This is a genomic window from Streptomyces mesophilus (assembly GCF_011044995.1).
Taxonomy (GTDB): domain Bacteria; phylum Actinomycetota; class Actinomycetes; order Streptomycetales; family Streptomycetaceae; genus Streptomyces; species Streptomyces mesophilus.
Window position 1 is genome coordinate 1 of record NZ_JAAKZW010000166.1, and the last position, 18,189, is coordinate 18,189.

Sequence of the window (18,189 nt, forward strand, 5' to 3'; positions counted from 1 at the left end):
GTCCTGGGGGGAGCGCGGGCCGGGCATACCGGATGCCGATTCCTGGACCGGCGGGAGCGGTGCCCGGTGCTGTGACCGCACTGCGCCTTCGGGGGTAGTGGCAGCGTGGAACATCTGAGGCACCCTAGCGGCGGCCGATGGTTTTCGTAAAACCCTTCCGGTGAATACGGACGTGATGCACGCCATGCGCTACGAGTATCCCGCTTACCGGGAAGTCGACTTAGAGATCCGGGCACGGAATAGTGACTCAGCTCTCGTTGCCTTATGCGCTACTGAATGCTGGTAAATCCGGTCATAACAGCCGCAGGCGACTCTGGTGGAATGTCCGGTTCATTGGGATTTACCCGTCCAGGTCGTCATGTTCATTCGGGGTGAAAGTGTGAGCCGTCCACGCTCCGGGCGCTCAAATGCTGTGCCCACGGCAACAATTCGAATTCTCTGCGAACACATCGCGTGCGTATGGCAACGATCAAGCCGAATTGAGTCCGTCATGTGCCCCTGGAATTAGCCCGCGTGTCCCTGGTGTGTCCGTCCGGCGCCCGCCCGCCGTACGGGCCCCCGCGTGTGCCAGGGGTGTGCGGGGGAGCGGCAGGGGTGCACGGGGGCGCGAAAGCCGTGGCCGACGATGCGTCACCCGCCGCATACGGAGGGCCTGTTGGTGGCACGATGGTTCTGGCGGGGGTGTGCGGGAGTGTGCCTCCGGGCGGTAGTGCGGACCGACCTAGGGTGTGATCAGTTGTGGTCTTCTCGCTTTCAGCGGTACTCGTGTTGGCGATCATCCTTGTGGTGCTGATCCGCGGGGGCTCGCTCAAAGCAGGCCCGGCCGTGGTCGCGGTCCTCTTCGGGTTCTTCCTCGCGTCCACAGGTATGGCGGACGACATCCAGCGCTTCCTCGACTCGATAGCGAGGACTTTGAACGACATCCAGTTCTAGGCGGGATTACGGGCGGGATCCCGCGGGCGCTGGGGCGGAGCACCTTTCCGGGCGTGGCCCGCGGGTGGGCGGCGAGGGGGCGGCGCACGGCGTATGGAGCTGCGTGATTCCGATCCGCGGGAGATCGGCGGCTATGCCGTCGAGGAACGGCTCGGCTCCGGAGGCATGGGCGTGGTCTACCGTGCGCGCGGCCACTAGCCGTCAAGGTGGTGCACGCGCACTACGCCGACGACGAGGAGTTCCGCGTCCGCTTCCGGCGGGAACTCGCGGCGGCCCGGCGCGTCAGCGGCGCCTTCACGGCTCCCGTGGTCGACGCCGACCCGGACGCGTCTCGGCACTGAACCTCGCCGACGGCAGCTTCACCTGGTCCCGCAGCGCCCCCACCGCGGCCACGGGCCACCTGACGGCCGGCGAGCGCTCTCCGGAAGCGGTCCGGCCTCCGGTTCTCCCCCTCGGCACCGTGCAGCGCCCGTACTCTGACGGGCAGTTGAGTCCCGTGACGTTTCGAGCAGGGGGTGGACCGGTGGAGCACCGCGGGGTACTCGGGGTCGTCGGGTGTGCCACGGACGGGGTCGAGCAGCTGCGTGCGGGCCTCGTACGGCCCGCGATGGCTCGCGGGTGGCAGGTGGCCGTGACGCTGACTCCCACGGCCGCTCGCTGGCTGCGCGGTGGCGACGAGATCGAGCGCCTGGAGAGCCTGACCGGCCTGCCGGTACGCGACACCCCACGCCTGCCCTCGGAGCCTCGCCCGCACCCGGTGGCCGACTGCTGGATCGTCGCCCCGGCCAGCGCGAACTATGTGGCGAAGCTCGCGGCCGGCATCGCGGACAACCAGGCGCTGACCCAGGTGGGCGAGGCGATCGGCACCCTGGACGTGCCGGTGATCGTCTTCCCGCGCATCAACGCGGCCCACGCCCGGCACCCGGCCTGGGACACCCACATCGAGACCCTCCGCAAGGGCCAGGTGGAACTCGTCCACGGCCCCGAGATCTGGCCACTGCACGAGCCGCGCCAGGAGCCCGCCGACCGTGACATCCCGTGGGACCAGATCCTGGCCACCCTCGACCGCTGCGCTGCACCGGCTTGAGCGCGGCAGGAGCCCCGTTCAGCGCCCGTACGCTGACCGGCAGTTGAGTTCGTGTTGTGGTGAGCGGGGGAGTGGGCCGGTGGAGCACCGCGGGGTAGGCGGGGTCGTGGGATGTGCCGCGGATGCCCTCGAGTACATACGTACGGGCCGAACAGCCTCCGCGATGGCCGCCGGGGAGCCCGCGGCGTGACCGGCACCACGGAGGCCCTCGGCGGGCCGGCCGCAGTCGACGGTGCGGCACGCAATGTCACGCGCCCGTTCTACCTGTACGCCGTGCTCGCCAACTCGTTGTTCCAGCGCGGCGTCTTCGTCCTCTTCCTCTACCAGCGAGGCTTCTCCGCCGGGCAGGTGGCCCTGCTGCAGACGCTGCTCTTCCTGGTCAGCGGACTTGCGGAGATCCCGACGGGAGTCATCGCCGACCGGATCGGCAGGCGTGCCGGCATCGCGATCGGCCAGCTGCTGATCGCCGGATGCCTGCTCGGCCAGGGGATGTCCTCCCACTACTGGGTGTTCCTCGCGCTGTTCATCGGGCAGGGCGTGGGCATGGCATGTGTGTCCGGCTCGGACACCGCCCTGCTGTACGACCTGCTCGTGCGCCGTGGGGCGACGGCGGACTACGTCAAGATCAAGTCCCGGTTCACCATGCTCGGCACGGTCACCTCGGGAGCCGCCATCGTCGTCGGCGGTCAACTTCAGCAGATTTCCTGGGGAGTCGTCTACGCCGGATCGGCGGCGTGCCTCGTTCTGGCCGCGGTGGTGCTGAGGTCACGCGTGCCCGAGATCCGCGGCGCGGACGCGGTGGACGAGCAGCACGGAACCGAGGAGCACGGCGACGACACAGCGTGGCGGGCGATGCTTCGGGTGGCCACGCCGGCTCTCGTGACGCTGGTCGTGGTGTCCGGATTGATGCACGCGACGTTGACGCCGTACATCATCTTCGCGCAGAAGACCCTCTCCGATCAGGGAGCGAGCACCGCATGGGTCAGCGTGGTCATAGCGGCGGGATTCCTCGCCGGCGGGCTCACTCCGCTCCTTGCGGACCGCGCGGACCGGCGCATCGGGTACCGGGTCATCGTCCCCGTGTCCCTCCTGGCGCTCGCCGCCGCACTCGGCCTGAGCGGCCTCGGCCTCGTCTGGGTCACGGTCGCCGCGTTCCTGGCCCTGGTCGGGATTCCCGAGATCACCGCCGTGCTCGTGGACAACCTGTTCAACGAGGCCGTGCCGTCGCGCCACCGGGCGAGCCTTCTGTCGATGATCGCGTTCGTGGAGTCGGCCCTCATCGGTATCGGCTACCTCGTCCTCGGCGCCCTCATGGACGCGCTGGGCTCCAGCCTGGGCATGGCCACCTACGCCGCGGTCCCCCTGCTGGCATGCCTCCTGTGGCTCCCGGTGCTCTTCCGAGGGGCACGGGTGACCGCAGTCGACGCACGGGTGACCACGGGCACGAACGGCTGAGGCTGAATCCGCCCTGCGAACGACGAAGGCCCAGGTTGAGGAAAATCCTCTGACCTGGGCCTTCGCCATACAGAGCGGGCGACGGGAATCGAACCCGCGTAGCTAGTTTGGAAGACTAGGGCTCTACCATTGAGCTACGCCCGCAACGTGCGCACCGCAGGAACCACCAGCTGGTGGCGGCCGCGGCGCACATGCATCGTAGCGGGTCCGTGCGGCGCGGCGCACACCCCATATGTGCTCCCCACGCACACCCGGCGACCTGCGGCGGGGTCCGGCCCCGTAAATGCGGCGGCCCGGGGAGCGGCGGGCATGTACCCTACGTGTCGCACCGACGGGGTGTGGCGCAGCTTGGTAGCGCGTCCGCTTTGGGAGCGGAAGGCCGTGGGTTCAAATCCCGCCACCCCGACCATCTGGGACGACCAGCACGGACTGGCACACCGACCAGAGTCAAGCCAGGGTCAAGATCGCCTTTTGGGGCGCGTACCCGCTGCGGTTACTATGCAAGCTGCGCGCCCGTGTGCCATCCCGTGAAACCCACCACGAAGCGGTCCCGGCTAACGCGCATCCGCTGCAGCTGTCTGGCTCAGCAGAAACCTAAAGCAGTCAGCCACAAGGAGACCGAACCGTGAAGAGCGCCGTGGAGACCCTGAACCCCACCCGGGTTCGGCTCAGCATCGAGGTGCCCTTCGAGGAGCTCAAGGACAGCCTCGACGCGGCGTACAAGAAGATCAACCAGCAGGTCACGGTGAAGGGCTTCCGTAAGGGCAAGATCCCCAACCGCGTGATCGACCAGCGCTTCGGTCGTGGCGCTGTGCTGGAGGAGGCCGTCAACGACGCGCTTCCGAAGTTCTACACGCAGGCCGTCAACGAGGCCGAGCTCAACGTCCTGGGCCAGCCCGAGGTGGACATCACCGAGCTGAAGGACAACGAGACCCTCAACTTCACCGCCGAGGTGGACGTCCGCCCCGAGATCGAGATCCCGGACTACTCCGGCATCGAGGTCGAGGTCGACGCCATCGAGGTCACCGACGAGGACATCGACAAGTCCGTCGAGCAGCTCCGCGAGCGCTTCGCCTCGACCTCCCCGGTCGAGCGCGCCGCCGCCGAGGGCGACGTCGTGACGATCGACCTCGAGGCCAAGGTCGACGGAGAGGTCCTCGAGGACGGCGTCGCCAGCGACGTCTCGTACACCATCGGCTCCGGCGAGCTCCTCGAGGGCATCGACGAGGCCGTGACCGGTCTCGAGGCCGGCGGCGAGGCCACCTTCACCTCGCAGCTCAAGGGCGGCTCGGCCGAGGGCAAGGACGCCGAGGTCACCGTCAAGGTCTCGCAGGTCGCCGCGCGCGAACTGCCGGAGCTGGACGACGACTTCGCGCAGCTCGCCTCCGAGTTCGACACCCTGGAGGAGCTGAAGGCGGACAGCCGCAAGCGCCTCGCGAACATGAAGGAGTACGACCAGGCCACGCAGGCCCAGGAGCGTGTCCTGGAGAAGCTGCTCGAACTGGTCGAGGTCCCCGTTCCCGAGAAGCTGCTCGCGGACGAGGTCAACACCCGTAAGCACAACCTCGAGCACCACCAGCTCGGCCAGATGGGCCTGAACCTGGAGCAGTACCTCCAGATCCAGGGCAAGACGGTCGAGGAGTTCGACGCCGAGACCGGCGAGCAGGCGGTCAAGGGCATCAAGACGCAGTTCGTCCTCGACGAGCTCGTCAACAAGGAGAAGCTGAACGTCAGCCAGGAGGAGCTCACCGAGCACCTCATGCGCCGCGCCGCCTCCTCCGGCATGTCCCCCGACCAGTTCGCCCAGGCCGTCGTCGAGGGCGGCCAGGTCCCGATGCTGGTCGGCGAGGTCGCCCGCGGCAAGGCCCTCGCGGTCGTCGTCGAGGCCGCCACGGTCAAGGACACCAACGGTGAGGTCGTCGACCTGAGCGACGACGAGGACGAGACCGCCGAGACGGTCGAGGCCGCTGCCGAGTCCACCGAGGACGAGGCCGAGGCCAAGGCCTGAGCCTGACGGTTCCTGTACGGGCCCCCGGACGCACACCGCGTCCGGGGGCCCGTTCCGTTCCCGGCCCAGGACGGGGCCCGTTCCGTTCCCCGGCCGCCGGCCGGGCAGGCGGGGCGACCTGCGCTCACAGCGAACAGTTCCCTTACCGGGATTCTCCGCGACGGCCCGCGCGTTAGGGTCCATGAATACGAGGGCAGGGGAGTCCCCGAAGCCGCCAAGATCGGCGGCGCGACGCGGGCCCCCAGGCCCGAGCAGAAGACGTGAGACGGCCCGGTGCCGTCGTAAGACGAGCAGGTGGATACGTGACGAATCTGATGCCTTCAGCCGCCGGCGACCCTTCCATCGGTGGTGGCCTCGGCGACCAGGTCTACAACCGACTGCTCGGCGAGCGGATCATCTTCCTCGGCCAGGCGGTCGACGACGACATCGCCAACAAGATCACCGCACAGCTGCTGCTCCTTGCCTCCGATCCGGAGAAGGACATCTACCTGTACATCAACAGCCCCGGCGGCTCGATCACCGCGGGCATGGCGATCTACGACACCATGCAGTACATCAAGAACGACGTGGTGACGATCGCCATGGGTATGGCCGCCTCGATGGGCCAGTTCCTGCTGAGCGCGGGCACCCCCGGCAAGCGCTTCGCGCTGCCGAACGCCGAGATCCTGATCCACCAGCCCTCCGCGGGCCTCGCGGGTTCCGCGTCGGACATCAAGATCCACGCCGAGCGGCTGCTGCTCACCAAGAAGAAGATGGCCGAGCTGACGGCCTTCCACACCGGTCAGACCGTGGAGCAGGTCACCCGCGACTCGGACCGCGACCGCTGGTTCGACCCGCAGGAGGCCAAGGAGTACGGCCTCATCGACGACATCATGCCCACGGCCGCCAACATGCCGGGCGGCGGCGGCACCGGGGCCTAAGAGGCTCTGAGCCTCAGCCCCGCGCAGCCGACCCTCAGCTCACTTCAGGAGAACCCAGTGAACGACTTCCCCGGCAGCGGCCTCAACGGGCGTGCCCAGGCCGAATACCAGGGCCCGCGCGCCGAGTCGCGCTATGTGATCCCGCGCTTCGTCGAGCGCACCTCGCAGGGTGTGCGTGAGTACGACCCGTACGCGAAGCTCTTCGAGGAGCGCGTGATCTTCCTGGGCGTCCAGATCGACGACGCCTCCGCCAACGACGTCATGGCGCAGCTCCTGTGCCTGGAGTCGATGGACCCGGACCGCGACATCTCGATCTACATCAACAGCCCCGGCGGCTCCTTCACGGCGCTCACGGCGATCTACGACACGATGCAGTTCGTGAAGCCGGACATCCAGACGGTCTGCATGGGCCAGGCCGCCTCGGCCGCCGCGGTGCTCCTCGCCGCCGGTACGCCGGGCAAGCGCATGGCGCTGCCGAACGCCCGTGTGCTGATCCACCAGCCGTACTCGGAGACGGGCCGCGGCCAGGTCTCCGACCTGGAGATCGCCGCCAACGAAATCCTGCGGATGCGTGCCCAGCTCGAGGAGATGCTGGCCAAGCACTCCTCGACGCCGATCGAGAAGATCCGTGACGACATCGAGCGCGACAAGATCCTCACGGCCGAGGACGCGCTCGCGTACGGTCTCGTCGACCAGATCGTCTCGACCCGCAAGCTGAACAACGCGGCGATCGCCTGAGGTCGTCCGACCACACGGCAGCGTTACTTGCGCCCCCTTGGCGCCCGCGCACGCCGCACGTCGCGGCTGATCCGCCGCGACGTGCGGCGTGCACGCTCAGAGCGAACCGCGCCAAGGGGGGCCCGAACGGGGGGCCCGGCAAGGTACCGTCGGATATGAGGCACCAGGAGCCGCTCGCATGGGCGACTCCCAGGCGAAGGGGAAGCACCTCGTGGCACGCATCGGTGACGGCGGCGATCTGCTCAAGTGTTCTTTCTGCGGAAAGAGTCAGAAGCAGGTCAAGAAGCTCATCGCAGGGCCCGGTGTGTACATCTGCGACGAGTGCATCGACCTCTGCAATGAGATCATCGAGGAGGAGCTCGCCGAGACGAGCGAGGTGCGCTGGGAAGAACTTCCCAAGCCCCGCGAGATCTACGAGTTCCTCGAGGGTTACGTCGTCGGCCAGGAGTCGGCGAAGAAGGCCCTCTCCGTGGCGGTATACAACCACTACAAGCGCGTCCAGGCCGGCGAGTCCAGCGCCCAAGGACGTGACGACGCCATCGAGTTGGCGAAGTCCAACATCCTGCTGCTCGGCCCGACCGGCTCCGGCAAGACCCTGCTCGCGCAGACGCTCGCCCGGATGCTGAACGTGCCGTTCGCGATCGCGGACGCCACGGCGCTGACCGAGGCCGGCTATGTCGGCGAGGACGTCGAGAACATCCTCCTGAAGCTGATCCAGGCTGCCGACTACGACGTCAAGAAGGCCGAGACCGGGATCATCTACATCGACGAGATCGACAAGGTGGCTCGTAAGAGCGAGAACCCGTCGATCACGCGCGATGTCTCCGGAGAAGGCGTACAGCAGGCCCTGCTCAAGATCCTTGAGGGGACGACCGCCTCCGTACCGCCGCAGGGCGGACGCAAGCACCCCCACCAGGAGTTCATCCAGATCGACACCACGAATGTGCTGTTCATCGTGGGCGGCGCGTTCGCCGGTCTGGAGAAGATCATCGAGGGCCGCGCGGGTGCCAAGGGCATCGGCTTCGGCGCGACGATCCGCTCCAAGCGCGAGCTGCAGGAGATGGACCAGTTCGAGGACATCATGCCCGAAGACCTGGTGAAGTTCGGGATGATCCCCGAGTTCATCGGCCGCCTTCCCGTCATCACGTCGGTGCACAACCTCGACCGCGAGGCGCTCCTGCAGATCCTCGTCGAGCCGCGCAACGCGTTGGTCAAGCAGTACCAGCGCCTGTTCGAACTCGACGGTGTGGAGCTGGACTTCGAGCGCGAGGCCCTCGAGGCCATCGCCGACCAGGCCATCCTGCGCCAGACCGGCGCCCGCGGACTGCGCGCCATCATGGAAGAGGTCCTGCAGTCGGTGATGTACGAGGTGCCGTCCCGCAAGGACGTCGCCCGCGTCGTCATCACCGCGGACGTCGTCCGCTCCAACGTCAACCCGACGCTGGTCCCGCGCATCGTGGGCAAGACGGACGGGCCGCGCGAGAAGAGCGCGTAGCAGCTCCCGCGGACAGCAAGAAGGGCGCCCGGCCAGTGAGTTGGCCGGGCGCCCTTCTGCGTGCGGTGTCAGCGGATCATCCCGCGACGCGTACTTCCTTGCGCAGGTCACCCGTCAGGTTCGCCGAGTAGTCCAGCGGGGTGCCCTTGCCGTCCTTGGCCGGGATGCCCACACCGATCGTGCTGTGGTCGGCCCAGATGCAGATGTACTGGCGGTCCACCTGGTTCGTCGCCGGGTTCTTCGCCTCCGCCTGCTGGCACTTCATCAGCGCGCCGTCGGCGCCCGCGGGCGAGACCGACTCCGGCGAGCCGAGCATCGTCAGACCCTGCGACTTGTCGTTCTTCAGGTCCGTGAAGACGTCGTCGAGCGCCTGCTTGGGGTCGGCCACCTTGCCGTACATGCCCACGAACGTGATCGCCTTCGAGCCGACCACCTTGGACTTGTCCTGCAGCTCCTCCGCCGAGCGGTTGGAGTAGATGACCGTGACGGACATCGGGTTCTCCATCTTGGAGCTGTCGGCGACCAGCTTCGGCATACCGACCGTCGGCGCGGCCGGCTTCGCCTTGGGCGCGCCGGGGATGAGCTCCATCTGCTGATAGTCGCCAAGGACCTGGTCCTTCGCGTCGATCACATGCGGGCCGTCGTCCTTCAGCTTGCCCTCGCCCGCGACGCTCCCGCCGCCGCCCGAACCACCCGAGCCGCCCTTGTCGTCGTCACCGCCCGCGAACGCGAAGTAACCGCCGACACCGAGCGCCGCCACGAGCACCGCGGAGCCGATGATGATGGCCGCCTTCTTGCCGCCACCGCCGCCCTGCGGGGGCTGCGGAGCACCGTACGGCTGCTGGCCGTACTGGTCCTGGCCGTAAGGCTGCTGACCGTACGCGGGCTGGCCCGGCTGCTGACCGTACGCGGGCTGGCCCGGCGGCGTCTGCGGATAGCCGTAACCGGGCTGCTGCTGCGGCTGACCGTAAGGCTGCTGCGGCTGCTGGCCGTACGGGCCCGGCTGCTGCGGCTGACCCGGCTGCTGGCCATAGGGACCCTGCGGTTCCTGACCGCCGTACGGACCGGGCTGGTTGTAACTCATGATCTGTATTCCTCCATGCTGAAGACGGCTTGGTAATCCAGCACCCTGACCGAAGCGGGGTCTTGGCAAACCGTGCTGACGGAGGCCCCGTTGGTGGTGCGTGACGAGCTACGCGTCAGAGCTTGACGCGTACCTCCTTGCGGAGTTTCGCCGTGAAATCGGCGGCTTCCTCGGGCGTCGTGCCCTTGCCGACCAGCGCACCGGCGACATTGATGTGCGTCACCATCGCGACCGTGCTGTAGTCGGCCCAGATGCAGATCGGGAGCGAGAACTCCTTCGGGCCGCCCTTCGCGGTGCCGTCGCCGTCCGGGTTCTTGAACTTGGCTTCCTGGCACTTCATCGCGGCGCCGTCCCGGTTGAACGACTTGGGACTGCCGACCAGCTCGCCCTTCTCGGGCTCCTTCGCGGCCTCGGCCTTCATCTGCGCGAAGGCCTTGTCGACGACCGACTCCGGGTCCTCGATCTCGCCGTAGACACCGGCGAAGGCGAGGTTCTCCTGGTTGAAGTCCTTGCCGGCCTGGTACTCGGCGTCGACGTCCTTGGGGTTCTTGACCCCCCACTTCTCCGCGTCCTTGGTGTCGTCACCGCTGAACGTGCCGCCGCCCCCGTCCTGCTTGGCGAACTTGCCGTCGAGCACCGACTCCGGCGCCGTCAGCTTGTGCGGTCCGTCATCGGCGACATCCGCGCCGGAACCGCCCATGAACCACCAGACACCGCCGCCTATCGCCGCGAGCGCGACCACCGCGCCGACGATGATCCCGATCTTCTTGCCGTTCCCGCCCACCGGTGGAGGCGGCGGGACCTGGCCGTAGGGCGCCTGTCCGTACGGCGGCTGCGGCTGCTGGCCGTAGGGCCCGGGCTGCTGCGGCTGGCCGTAGCCACCGTTCTGCGCGGGAGCGCCGTACCCGGGCTGCTGCGGCTGCTGCGGATACCCGTAGCCCGGCTGCTGTGGCGGCTGCTGCGGGTAGCCGCCCTGCTGCCCGTACGGGCCGGGCTGCTGCGGCTGGCCGCCGTATGGGCCCGGCTGCTGGTAACTCATGCGGTGGGTTCCCCCTCCAGATGCTTATGCGTTCCGAACATCCTGGCGGAAGCGGTCGCCGAGCGGGGCGGCGGGGGTCACACCGTTACCGAGAATTCCGGTTTCGGGACGGGGCTGTGACACCTCTAAACTGTGCGTCGTGACCGAGAACACTCAGCAGCAGCACGCCAGCATCCCCGAGCCCGAACTGCCGAAGACGTACGCGCCGGCCGAGGTAGAGGGGGAGCTGTACGAGCGCTGGGTAGAGCGCGGTTACTTCACTGCCGACGCCAAGAGCGAGAAGCCGCCGTACACGATCGTCATCCCGCCGCCGAACGTCACGGGCTCGCTGCACCTGGGCCACGCCTTCGAGCACACGCTGATCGACGCCCTCACCCGCCGCAAGCGGATGCAGGGATACGAGACGCTGTGGCAGCCGGGCATGGACCACGCGGGCATCGCGACGCAGAACGTCGTCGAGCGCGAGCTGGCCAAGGAGGGCAAGTCCCGGCACGACCTGGGCCGTGAGGCCTTCGTCGAGCGGGTCTGGCAGTGGAAGGACGAGTCCGGCGGGCAGATCGCCGGCCAGATGCGACGCCTGGGCAACGGTGTCGCCTGGGACCGCGACCGCTTCACCATGGACGAGGGGCTCTCCCGCGCCGTCCAGACCGTCTTCAAGAAGATGTTCGACGAGGGTCTGATCTACCGCGCCGAGCGGATCATCAACTGGTGCCCGCGGTGCCTCACGGCCATCTCGGACATCGAGGTCGACTACCAGGACGACGACGGCGAGCTCGTCTCCATGAAGTACGGCGAGGGCGACGAGACCATCGTCGTCGCGACCACGCGCGCCGAGACGATGCTCGGTGACACCGCGGTCGCCGTCCACCCGGACGACGAGCGCTACGCGCACCTCGTCGGCAGGCAGATCAAGCTGCCGCTGACCGGACGCTCCATCCCGGTCGTCGCGGACACGCATGTCGACCCGGAGTTCGGCACCGGTGCGGTCAAGGTGACGCCCGCGCACGACCCGAACGACTTCGCGATCGGACAGCGTCACGACCTCGAGTCGATCGAGGTTCTGGACGAGCGCGGCATCATCACCGCGCACGGTCCGTTCGAGGGCCTCGACCGCTTCGAGGCGCGCTCGGCGATCGTCGCCGCGCTGCGCGCCGAGGGCCGGATCGTCGCCGAGAAGCGGCCGTACGTCCACTCGGTCGGGCACTGCTCGCGCTGCAAGACGACGCTGGAGCCGCGCCTTTCGCTGCAGTGGTGGGTCAAGGTCGAGCCGCTCGCGAAGGCCGCCGGTGACGCGGTCCGCGACGGCCGCGTGAACATTCACCCGGCCGACCTGACGCAGCGCTACTTCGACTGGATCGACAACCTCAACGACTGGTGTATTTCACGGCAGTTGTGGTGGGGTCACCGCATCCCGGTCTGGCACGGTCCGAACGGCGAGAGCGTCTGCGTCGGTCCGGACGAGCAGCCGCCGAGCGGTGAGGGCTGGACGCAGGACACCGACGTCCTCGACACCTGGTTCTCGTCCGGCCTGTGGCCCTTCTCCACGCTGGGCTGGCCGGAGAAGACGCCGGACCTGGCGAAGTTCTATCCGAACTCCGTCCTGGTCACCGGTTACGACCTGATTTTCTTCTGGGTCGCCCGGATGATGATGTTCGGTCTGTACGCGATGGACGGCGAGGTCCCGTTCCGCACGATCGCGTTCCACGGCATGGTCCGTGACGAGCACGGCAAGAAGATGTCGAAGTCGTTCGGGAACGCGGTCAATCCGCTGGACTGGATGGACAAGTACGGCTCCGACGCGCTGCGCTTCACGCTCGCGCGCGGCGCCAACCCGGGCACCGACGTCCCGATCGGCGAGGACTGGGTCCAGGCTTCGCGCAACTTCGCGAACAAGATCTGGAACGCGACCCGCTTCGCGCTCATGAATGGCGCCACGGTCGAGGGTGAACTCCCGCCCGCCGAGCGCCTGTCGGCGACCAACCGCTGGATCCTGTCGCGGCTGAACGAGGTCGTGGCCGAGGTCGACGGGCTCTACGAGGACTATCAGTTCGCCAAGCTCAGCGACGCGCTCTACCACTTCGCGTGGGACGAGGTCTTCGACTGGTACGTGGAGCTCACCAAGACCACGTTCATGGCGGGCGGCCAGGAGGCCGAGGACACCAAGCGGGTCCTCGGTGAAGTCCTCGATGTCACGCTGAAGCTGCTGCACCCGGTCGTCCCGTTCGTGACGGAGACGCTGTGGACCACCCTGACCGGTGGCGAGTCCCTCGTGGTCGCCGACTGGCCTGTCGATTCCGGCTTCCGGGACGCGGCCGCGGAGAAGGAGATCGAGACGGTTCAGTCCCTGATCACCGAGATCCGCCGCTTCCGTACGGACCAGGGTCTGCAGCCCGGCCAGAAGGTCCCCGCCCGTGTGGACCTGACCGGCACGGGTCTCGACGCCCACGAGCCGGCCATCCGCCAGCTCCTGCGTCTGCAGCCGGAGGGCGAGGGCTTCTCCGCCACCGCCACGCTGCCGGTCGCGGGAGCCACGGTCGCGCTTGACCTCTCGGGCACGATCGACGTGGAGGCCGAGCGCAAGCGTCTGACCAAGGACCTCGCGGCGGCCGAGAAGGAGGTCGCGGCGGCGAACGGCAAGCTCGGCAACGAGGCGTTCCTGGCCAAGGCTCCCGACCAGGTGGTCGACAAGATCCGTGGCCGGCTCAGCAAGGCCGAGGCCGATATCGCCCGTATCCAGGGGCAGTTGGAGAAGCTGCCGGCCGCGTAGCCGGTCGTACGTCCACGAAGGCCCCCGAACCTGTCGAGGTTCGGGGGCCTTCGGCGTCGTACCGCAGAGGTCAGTGGCGCAGAGGTCAGTGGCGCAGAGGTCAGTGCCGCACCGCGGTGAGCACCAGTGTCCGGACCGCGAGGCCGGCCGCGACGAGCGTCGTCACGGCGACGATCGTGCCGAGGACGGCGAGGAAGGGGGCGCCGCTCACGGCGAGCGCCGCTCCGGGGACGCCGATCGCGGCGGCGTTCAAGGGGCGTGCGTACATGGCTGAACTCCTTTGCCCGGCAAGGGAATCGAGAGGGCTGTCAGGTGGGGTGGTCAGGGCGGGTGGTCAGGTGGCGTACCAGTGCTCCTGGCGGCGCAGCGCGAGGTCGATCAACGACTTCACGTACACCGCCTGCCGGAACATGTCGTAGAGCAGTTCGGGCACCAGGAGGGCGGCGAGGAGCACGGCCCGCGGGCCCGCGCCGCGGACGGTCACCGCGCGTTCCACGACGAAGATGAGGGTGATCGCGGTCCAGAACGGGGCCGCGCCCTGCCAGCCGTTGACCGACAGGTTGAGGACCGCGAACAGGACGAAGCAGGCCAGGGCGAGGGTGCCGAGGCCGAGCAGGAACTGCTGGCGGAAGTAGTACGCGGTGACGGGGGTGCGCCCGTAGTCGCGCAGGTTCTCCAGGGCGCCGCGCTGCCACCGCATCCGCTGGTGCCACAACGCGGGGACGGACGTCATGACTTCGGTGACCAGACGGCAGCCGTCGGGGGAGACCGTGCGGTGGCCGAGGGTCTTCACGGCCTTGGTGATCTCGTCGTCCTCGGTGAGCGAGGCGAGGCTGTAGCAGCCGGTGCCGCCGCCGAGCAGACCCGCGCGCCGGGCCGCGCGCACCTCGCGCAGGACCGAGGCGCGGAACAGGGTGCCGGTGCCGGTGAGGACCACGGCCTCGTTCCCCCTGCGGTGGATCTCGTGGGCGTAGCGCTGGTACTCCATGCGCTGCAGGAGTCCGAGCGGTCCGCCGCCCTGCTCGCCGTAGAAGACACCGCCGACGGCGCCCACTTCGGGGTCGTCGAGGGCAACGGCCGCGGTGCGTACGAAGTCGGGGGCGAGCACCGTGTCGGCGTCCTGGACGAGGACCAGGGCGTCGTCGGCGAGCTCGGTGAGGAGCGGTTCGAGGGCCTGGTTGAGTGCGCCGGCCTTCTTGTCGCGGTTGGCGACGGGCACGAACACCTCGGCGCCGCACCGCTCGGCGATCTCGGCGGTGGCGTCCGTGCAGTTGTCGGCGAGGACGACCACACGGTCTGGGCGGCGGGTCTGGCGGTACAGGCCGGCGAGCGTGGCGACGATGCGGTCCTGCTCGTCGTGCGCCGGGACAAGTGCCACCAACTGCATTTCCACGCCTCCACTCGTACTTTCGGCCGATACGGGTGGATCGTGACAGGTCTCGGTGGCGGGGGACGTGCCGCTTGGTTGCGGATGGGTTGCAGGGGCCTGTGAGGGGTCCGGCTAGGAAGAGCCCGGCGGCCGGTACCGGTAGCCGATCGAGCGCACCGAGCCGATGGGGACGGCCTGTCCGGTGGCCCGGCTGATCTTGCCGCGCAGCCGGTGCACCGCGTACTTGACCCGGCCCGGGTCGGCGTCCGGCTCGTGCCAGACCAGGTCGAGCAGCTGCTCGCGCGTGAGCACCTGGCCGGGGTTGCGGGCGAAAGCGGTCAGGAGGTCGAGTTCGAGTACGGACAGGTCGAGGAAGTTCCCGTCGGCGACGGCCTCACGTGCGGCGAGGTCGACCGTGAGCCAGCCGTCCTCGATCAGCTGGGTCTTGCGGGGTGCGGGGCGGCCGCGCCGCAGCCGCGCCTGCAGCAGCGGGCCGACCACGCGCTCGGGAGTGCACGGTGTGAGGTAGTCGTCGGCCCCGGCCTCCAGCGCCCGGACCGCGTCGTCGGCGTCGTACGCCGTATCCACGACCAGGAGCGGCAGTTCGCTCATGTCCCGTACGCGGTCGATGACCCGCCACGGGCTCAGGCCGGCCAGCCGGAGGCTCAGCACCATGGCGTCGGGGCGGTGGCGGAACAGGGCACGCAACGCCTTCCGGCCGTCGTGCACGATCTGCATGTCGACCGGAGTGGCCTCGGCGACACGCAGGAACAGTGCGCGCATCTCGACGGCCGTGTCCTCGGGGACGGCGATGAGCACCAGGGGCGGGCGCGCTCTGCCCGCCGTGTGCCGGTGGGTCATGCGGTCCGCAGGCCGAGCCGTTCGAGCTCCGCCTCCGCCAGGAGGTCGAGCGTGTCCGGGTCGCCGCCGCGCCAGCCCTCCGCGAGGCTGCCCGCGCTCGCGTCGGGGAGGTCGGCCGTGCGGGCCAGGGAGGCGACCTCGTCGAGGGGGCGGAGCAGGGCGCGCAGGGCGAGGAGTTCGCGGCCGTCGTCCGATGCGGCCAGCTCCTGGGCCGCGACCGCCTGGCGCGACCAGCGCAGGCGCCGGGGGAGCCAGAGCGCGAGGACCAGGCCGACGGGCAGCAGGAACAAGGCGAGGGAACCGGTCAGGGCGAGGGCGTCGACCGCGGTTCCCCCGTTGTCACCGGCGTCCGCGAGCTTGTCGCCCGCGCCCGCGACGTTGCGGAGCGCCTCGTCGAGTTTGCCGCCCACGAACGGCACCTTCGACGCGGTGCTGCCCGCGGTGGTCAGGCCGGAGCTGAAACGCTCGCCGGCGGTCTCGACATCCTGGGCGGGCCCGGACAGGAGCTGGACGAGCCGGTAGGCGATGAAGGCGAGGGCGGCCCATAGGAGGGCCCACAGGAGGACGGCGCCGTCGCCGATCATCTGGCGCGTACGACGGCCGGGGTTCTGGGCGTACCACATGGGGTGATTGCACCTCCACAGCCGGTGCGATCGTCTGAACCGCGCCGGTGATCAGAACAGCCGGTCGCCGAAACGGGTCAGCACCAGCACCAGGACGGTGCCGTACAGGACGACGGGCCCGGCCCACGAGTTGGCCGTGAGGGCCCGTGCCAAACCGGCGGGCGCGGGCAGGATGCCGGTGTGCAGACAGTGCGTGGTCACGTACCAGAAGAGGGGCAGGACGACCGCCCAGACGAGCATGCACCAGGGGCAGAGCGCGCCGATCACGTAGAGGCACTGGGTGATCAGCCAGACGACGAAGACGAACGCGGCGGTGACTCCCGTCTGGATGCCGAGCCAGATCCGGCGGGGGAGCGCGGCGCCGGACAGCAGCGCGAGGCCGAGGCCGAGGAGGACGGCGAAGGCGGGGAGGCCGAGCAGCATGTTGGGGAAGCCGAGCAGGTTGCCCTGCCAGGTGTCCATCACGTCCGTGCAGCTGAGCACCGAGTTGAGGGAGCAGGCCGGGACGAAGGCGGGGTTCGCCAGGGTCTCGATCCGGTCGTACGTGAGCATCGCGGACGCGAGCGTGCCGAGGGCCCCGGCCACGACGATGAGCACGCTCAGGGCGCGGGTTGCCGGGACGGGGGCGGTGGGGCGGCTCATGAGTCCAGCGTCCCTGGGCCGCGGGGGCCGGCTGTAGATGCGGTGGTCCCGACGAGTCCCTGGTCCGGGCCGTACTTTCGGCCGAGGTGGTGCGCGCCGCTTGACGGATCCGCCCGAGCGGAGTGCCGTAAATCACGTAAATCGGGTACTAGGTCCGTCAAACCGGGCCGAAAGACCCCGGATGATGGAGAGATGCACGACCGGGCAGCGCACGCGTACCGCCGGGTGGCGGCCGCGGGCCGGCGCCGGGCGGAGTCCTGGGCCGGCCGTCCCCGGATCCTGGACGCGCTGACCGCGCTCGGCTGCTTCGGCCTGATGTCCCTGGACATTCCGGGACTCGCCGCGGCCGACAACTCGCTGAACGGCTGGGCCGCGACCGCGGTGCTCGCGGCCGGTTCGGCGACGCTGCTTGTGCGGCGTACGGCGCCTTGGGTGGCGTACGCGGTGGCGCTGGTCTTGCTGGCCTGGCTGCATGAGCTGACGCTCGCGCAGTTCGCGCTCTACTCGCTCGGCCGCTATCGGGGCCGGCGTGCGGGGGTGGCCGGGGTCGCCGTGTACGTGGTCGTGGCCTTCGTGCTGTTCCAACTGCCGGGCTGGCCCGCGCACCGTGGGGACACGCTCGGCGACTTCCTCAGTCTGGTCGTGCCGATCGGTGTGCTCGCGGCAGGGGTCGGGATCGCCGCGAACCGGCAGGATCTGGTGCGGGCCCTGGAGTCGCAGCGGGCCGAGACGGCGGTGCTTCAGGCGGTGCATACGGAGCGCAGCGAGGTCGCGGGCGATGTCCATGACTTCGTCGGGCGTGAGTTGACGCTGCTGTGTGTGCGCTCCGATGTGCTGGCGCGCAGGGCGCGTTCTGGGGCGGACGAGGTGTACGCCGCGCAGTTCGAGGAGCTGGGGGACACGGCTCGGCGGGCCCACACGTTGCTCAACGAGATCATCGTGCGGCGGGCCGACACGGGGATGCCCACGCCGGGTCTCGACGCTCTGCCCGGTCTGGTCGAGCAGAGTGAACGGGCCGGTACGCCCGTGCTGTTGGAGGTCGACGAGGGGGCCGGGCGGTTGTCGCCGTTGCGGCAGGCCGCGGTGTACCGGGTGGCGCAGGAGTGTCTGACGAATGCGGCCAAGCATGCGCCGGGGGAGAAGGTGCGGGTGCGGATAGCGGTGGGGG

General features: G+C 69.0%; 16 protein-coding genes, 2 tRNA genes and 1 pseudogene. 11 read left to right on the forward strand and 8 right to left on the reverse strand.

The window, feature by feature from the left end; genetic code table 11:
• Positions 1-738: 738 nt before the first annotated feature.
• The 4 genes and pseudogenes from G6045_RS29150 to G6045_RS29165 all read left to right on the forward strand — a co-directional run bounded on the left by G6045_RS29150 (position 739) and on the right by G6045_RS29165 (position 3,475).
• Positions 739-933, forward strand: coding sequence for a hypothetical protein (locus G6045_RS29150; RefSeq protein ID WP_093613165.1), 195 nt, complete (start codon positions 739-741; stop codon positions 931-933).
• A 93-nt stretch (positions 934-1,026) separates the two neighbouring features.
• A pseudogene (locus G6045_RS29155) lies at positions 1,027-1,268 on the forward strand (protein kinase domain-containing protein); the annotation flags it as partial.
• Positions 1,269-1,456: 188 nt separating this feature from the next.
• Positions 1,457-2,020 (forward strand): flavoprotein, encoded by a 564-nt coding sequence (locus G6045_RS29160; protein WP_165335130.1) that lies wholly within the window; start codon positions 1,457-1,459, stop codon positions 2,018-2,020.
• 186 nt (positions 2,021-2,206) lie between these two features.
• A complete protein-coding gene (locus tag G6045_RS29165) occupies positions 2,207-3,475 on the forward strand; it encodes an MFS transporter (protein WP_328707940.1) in 1,269 nt (422 codons plus the stop codon).
• Positions 3,476-3,548: 73 nt separating this feature from the next.
• Here the strand turns inward: G6045_RS29165 and G6045_RS29170 are convergent.
• Positions 3,549-3,619 (reverse strand) — tRNA-Gly (locus tag G6045_RS29170).
• Between the two features lie 188 nt (positions 3,620-3,807).
• Here G6045_RS29170 and G6045_RS29175 point away from each other — a divergent pair.
• The 5 genes from G6045_RS29175 to clpX all read left to right on the forward strand — a co-directional run bounded on the left by G6045_RS29175 (position 3,808) and on the right by clpX (position 8,636).
• Positions 3,808-3,884, forward strand: a tRNA-Pro gene (locus tag G6045_RS29175).
• 216 nt (positions 3,885-4,100) lie between these two features.
• On the forward strand, positions 4,101-5,483 hold the full coding sequence (tig, locus tag G6045_RS29180) for a trigger factor (RefSeq protein ID WP_165335131.1): 1,383 nt from the start codon (positions 4,101-4,103) through the stop codon (positions 5,481-5,483).
• A 314-nt stretch (positions 5,484-5,797) separates the two neighbouring features.
• Complete coding sequence (locus G6045_RS29185) at positions 5,798-6,403, forward strand: ATP-dependent Clp protease proteolytic subunit (protein ID WP_206344312.1); 606 nt, start codon at positions 5,798-5,800, stop codon at positions 6,401-6,403.
• Between the two features lie 57 nt (positions 6,404-6,460).
• Positions 6,461-7,141, forward strand: a complete 681-nt coding sequence (locus G6045_RS29190; protein WP_165335133.1) for an ATP-dependent Clp protease proteolytic subunit — start codon at positions 6,461-6,463, stop codon at positions 7,139-7,141.
• A gap of 211 nt (positions 7,142-7,352) precedes the next feature.
• A complete protein-coding gene (gene clpX / locus G6045_RS29195) occupies positions 7,353-8,636 on the forward strand; it encodes an ATP-dependent Clp protease ATP-binding subunit ClpX (protein ID WP_165335144.1) in 1,284 nt (427 codons plus the stop codon).
• 76 nt (positions 8,637-8,712) lie between these two features.
• Here clpX and G6045_RS29200 read toward each other — a convergent pair whose 3' ends face one another.
• Together G6045_RS29200 and G6045_RS29205 are read right to left on the reverse strand one after the other, a co-directional pair.
• Entirely contained in the window at positions 8,713-9,720 is a 1,008-nt protein-coding gene (locus G6045_RS29200) for a hypothetical protein (RefSeq protein ID WP_165335134.1), read from the reverse strand.
• A gap of 115 nt (positions 9,721-9,835) precedes the next feature.
• Complete coding sequence (locus G6045_RS29205) at positions 9,836-10,759, reverse strand: flagellar basal body-associated FliL family protein (RefSeq protein ID WP_165335135.1); 924 nt, start codon at positions 10,757-10,759, stop codon at positions 9,836-9,838.
• A 139-nt stretch (positions 10,760-10,898) separates the two neighbouring features.
• Here G6045_RS29205 and G6045_RS29210 point away from each other — a divergent pair, with 139 nt between their 5' ends.
• Positions 10,899-13,526 (forward strand): valine--tRNA ligase, encoded by a 2,628-nt coding sequence (locus G6045_RS29210; RefSeq protein WP_165335136.1) that lies wholly within the window; start codon positions 10,899-10,901, stop codon positions 13,524-13,526.
• 100 nt (positions 13,527-13,626) lie between these two features.
• On the opposite strand, the gene G6045_RS29215 is transcribed toward G6045_RS29210, so the two are convergent.
• The 5 genes from G6045_RS29215 to G6045_RS29235 all read right to left on the reverse strand — a co-directional run bounded on the left by G6045_RS29215 (position 13,627) and on the right by G6045_RS29235 (position 17,021).
• Positions 13,627-13,794 (reverse strand): hypothetical protein, encoded by a 168-nt coding sequence (locus tag G6045_RS29215; RefSeq protein WP_165335137.1) that lies wholly within the window; start codon positions 13,792-13,794, stop codon positions 13,627-13,629.
• Positions 13,795-13,860: 66 nt separating this feature from the next.
• Positions 13,861-14,913 (reverse strand): glycosyltransferase family 2 protein, encoded by a 1,053-nt coding sequence (locus G6045_RS29220; RefSeq protein ID WP_165335138.1) that lies wholly within the window; start codon positions 14,911-14,913, stop codon positions 13,861-13,863.
• A gap of 114 nt (positions 14,914-15,027) precedes the next feature.
• Positions 15,028-15,756, reverse strand: a complete 729-nt coding sequence (locus G6045_RS29225) for a response regulator transcription factor (RefSeq protein WP_165335139.1) — start codon at positions 15,754-15,756, stop codon at positions 15,028-15,030.
• Complete coding sequence (locus G6045_RS29230) at positions 15,753-16,379, reverse strand: hypothetical protein (protein WP_165335140.1); 627 nt, start codon at positions 16,377-16,379, stop codon at positions 15,753-15,755. Before G6045_RS29230 ends, G6045_RS29225 begins: the two co-directional genes overlap by 4 nt.
• 51 nt (positions 16,380-16,430) lie before the next feature.
• Positions 16,431-17,021 carry a vitamin K epoxide reductase family protein gene (locus tag G6045_RS29235; RefSeq protein ID WP_165335141.1) on the reverse strand — a complete coding sequence of 197 codons (591 nt, stop codon included), beginning with the start codon at positions 17,019-17,021 and terminating at the stop codon, positions 16,431-16,433.
• Positions 17,022-17,213: 192 nt separating this feature from the next.
• On the opposite strand from G6045_RS29235, the gene G6045_RS29240 reads away from it, so the two are divergent.
• Positions 17,214-18,189: sensor histidine kinase (locus G6045_RS29240; RefSeq protein WP_165335142.1), on the forward strand; the 976-nt coding region annotated here is incomplete at its 3' end.

Coding starts and splice junctions, on each gene's coding strand:
- G6045_RS29200 (WP_165335134.1), bottom strand. CDS start 9,720: ATGAGTTACAACCAGCCCGGTCCGTACGGCGGTCAGGAACCGCAGGGT.
- G6045_RS29215 (WP_165335137.1), bottom strand. CDS start 13,794: ATGTACGCACGCCCCTTGAACGCCGCCGCGATCGGCGTCCCCGGAGCG.
- G6045_RS29230 (WP_165335140.1), bottom strand. CDS start 16,379: ATGTGGTACGCCCAGAACCCCGGCCGTCGTACGCGCCAGATGATCGGC.
- G6045_RS29205 (WP_165335135.1), bottom strand. CDS start 10,759: ATGAGTTACCAGCAGCCGGGCCCATACGGCGGCCAGCCGCAGCAGCCC.
- G6045_RS29185 (WP_206344312.1), top strand. CDS start 5,798: ATGCCTTCAGCCGCCGGCGACCCTTCCATCGGTGGTGGCCTCGGCGAC.
- G6045_RS29235 (WP_165335141.1), bottom strand. CDS start 17,021: ATGAGCCGCCCCACCGCCCCCGTCCCGGCAACCCGCGCCCTGAGCGTG.
- G6045_RS29225 (WP_165335139.1), bottom strand. CDS start 15,756: ATGACCCACCGGCACACGGCGGGCAGAGCGCGCCCGCCCCTGGTGCTC.
- G6045_RS29220 (WP_165335138.1), bottom strand. CDS start 14,913: ATGCAGTTGGTGGCACTTGTCCCGGCGCACGACGAGCAGGACCGCATC.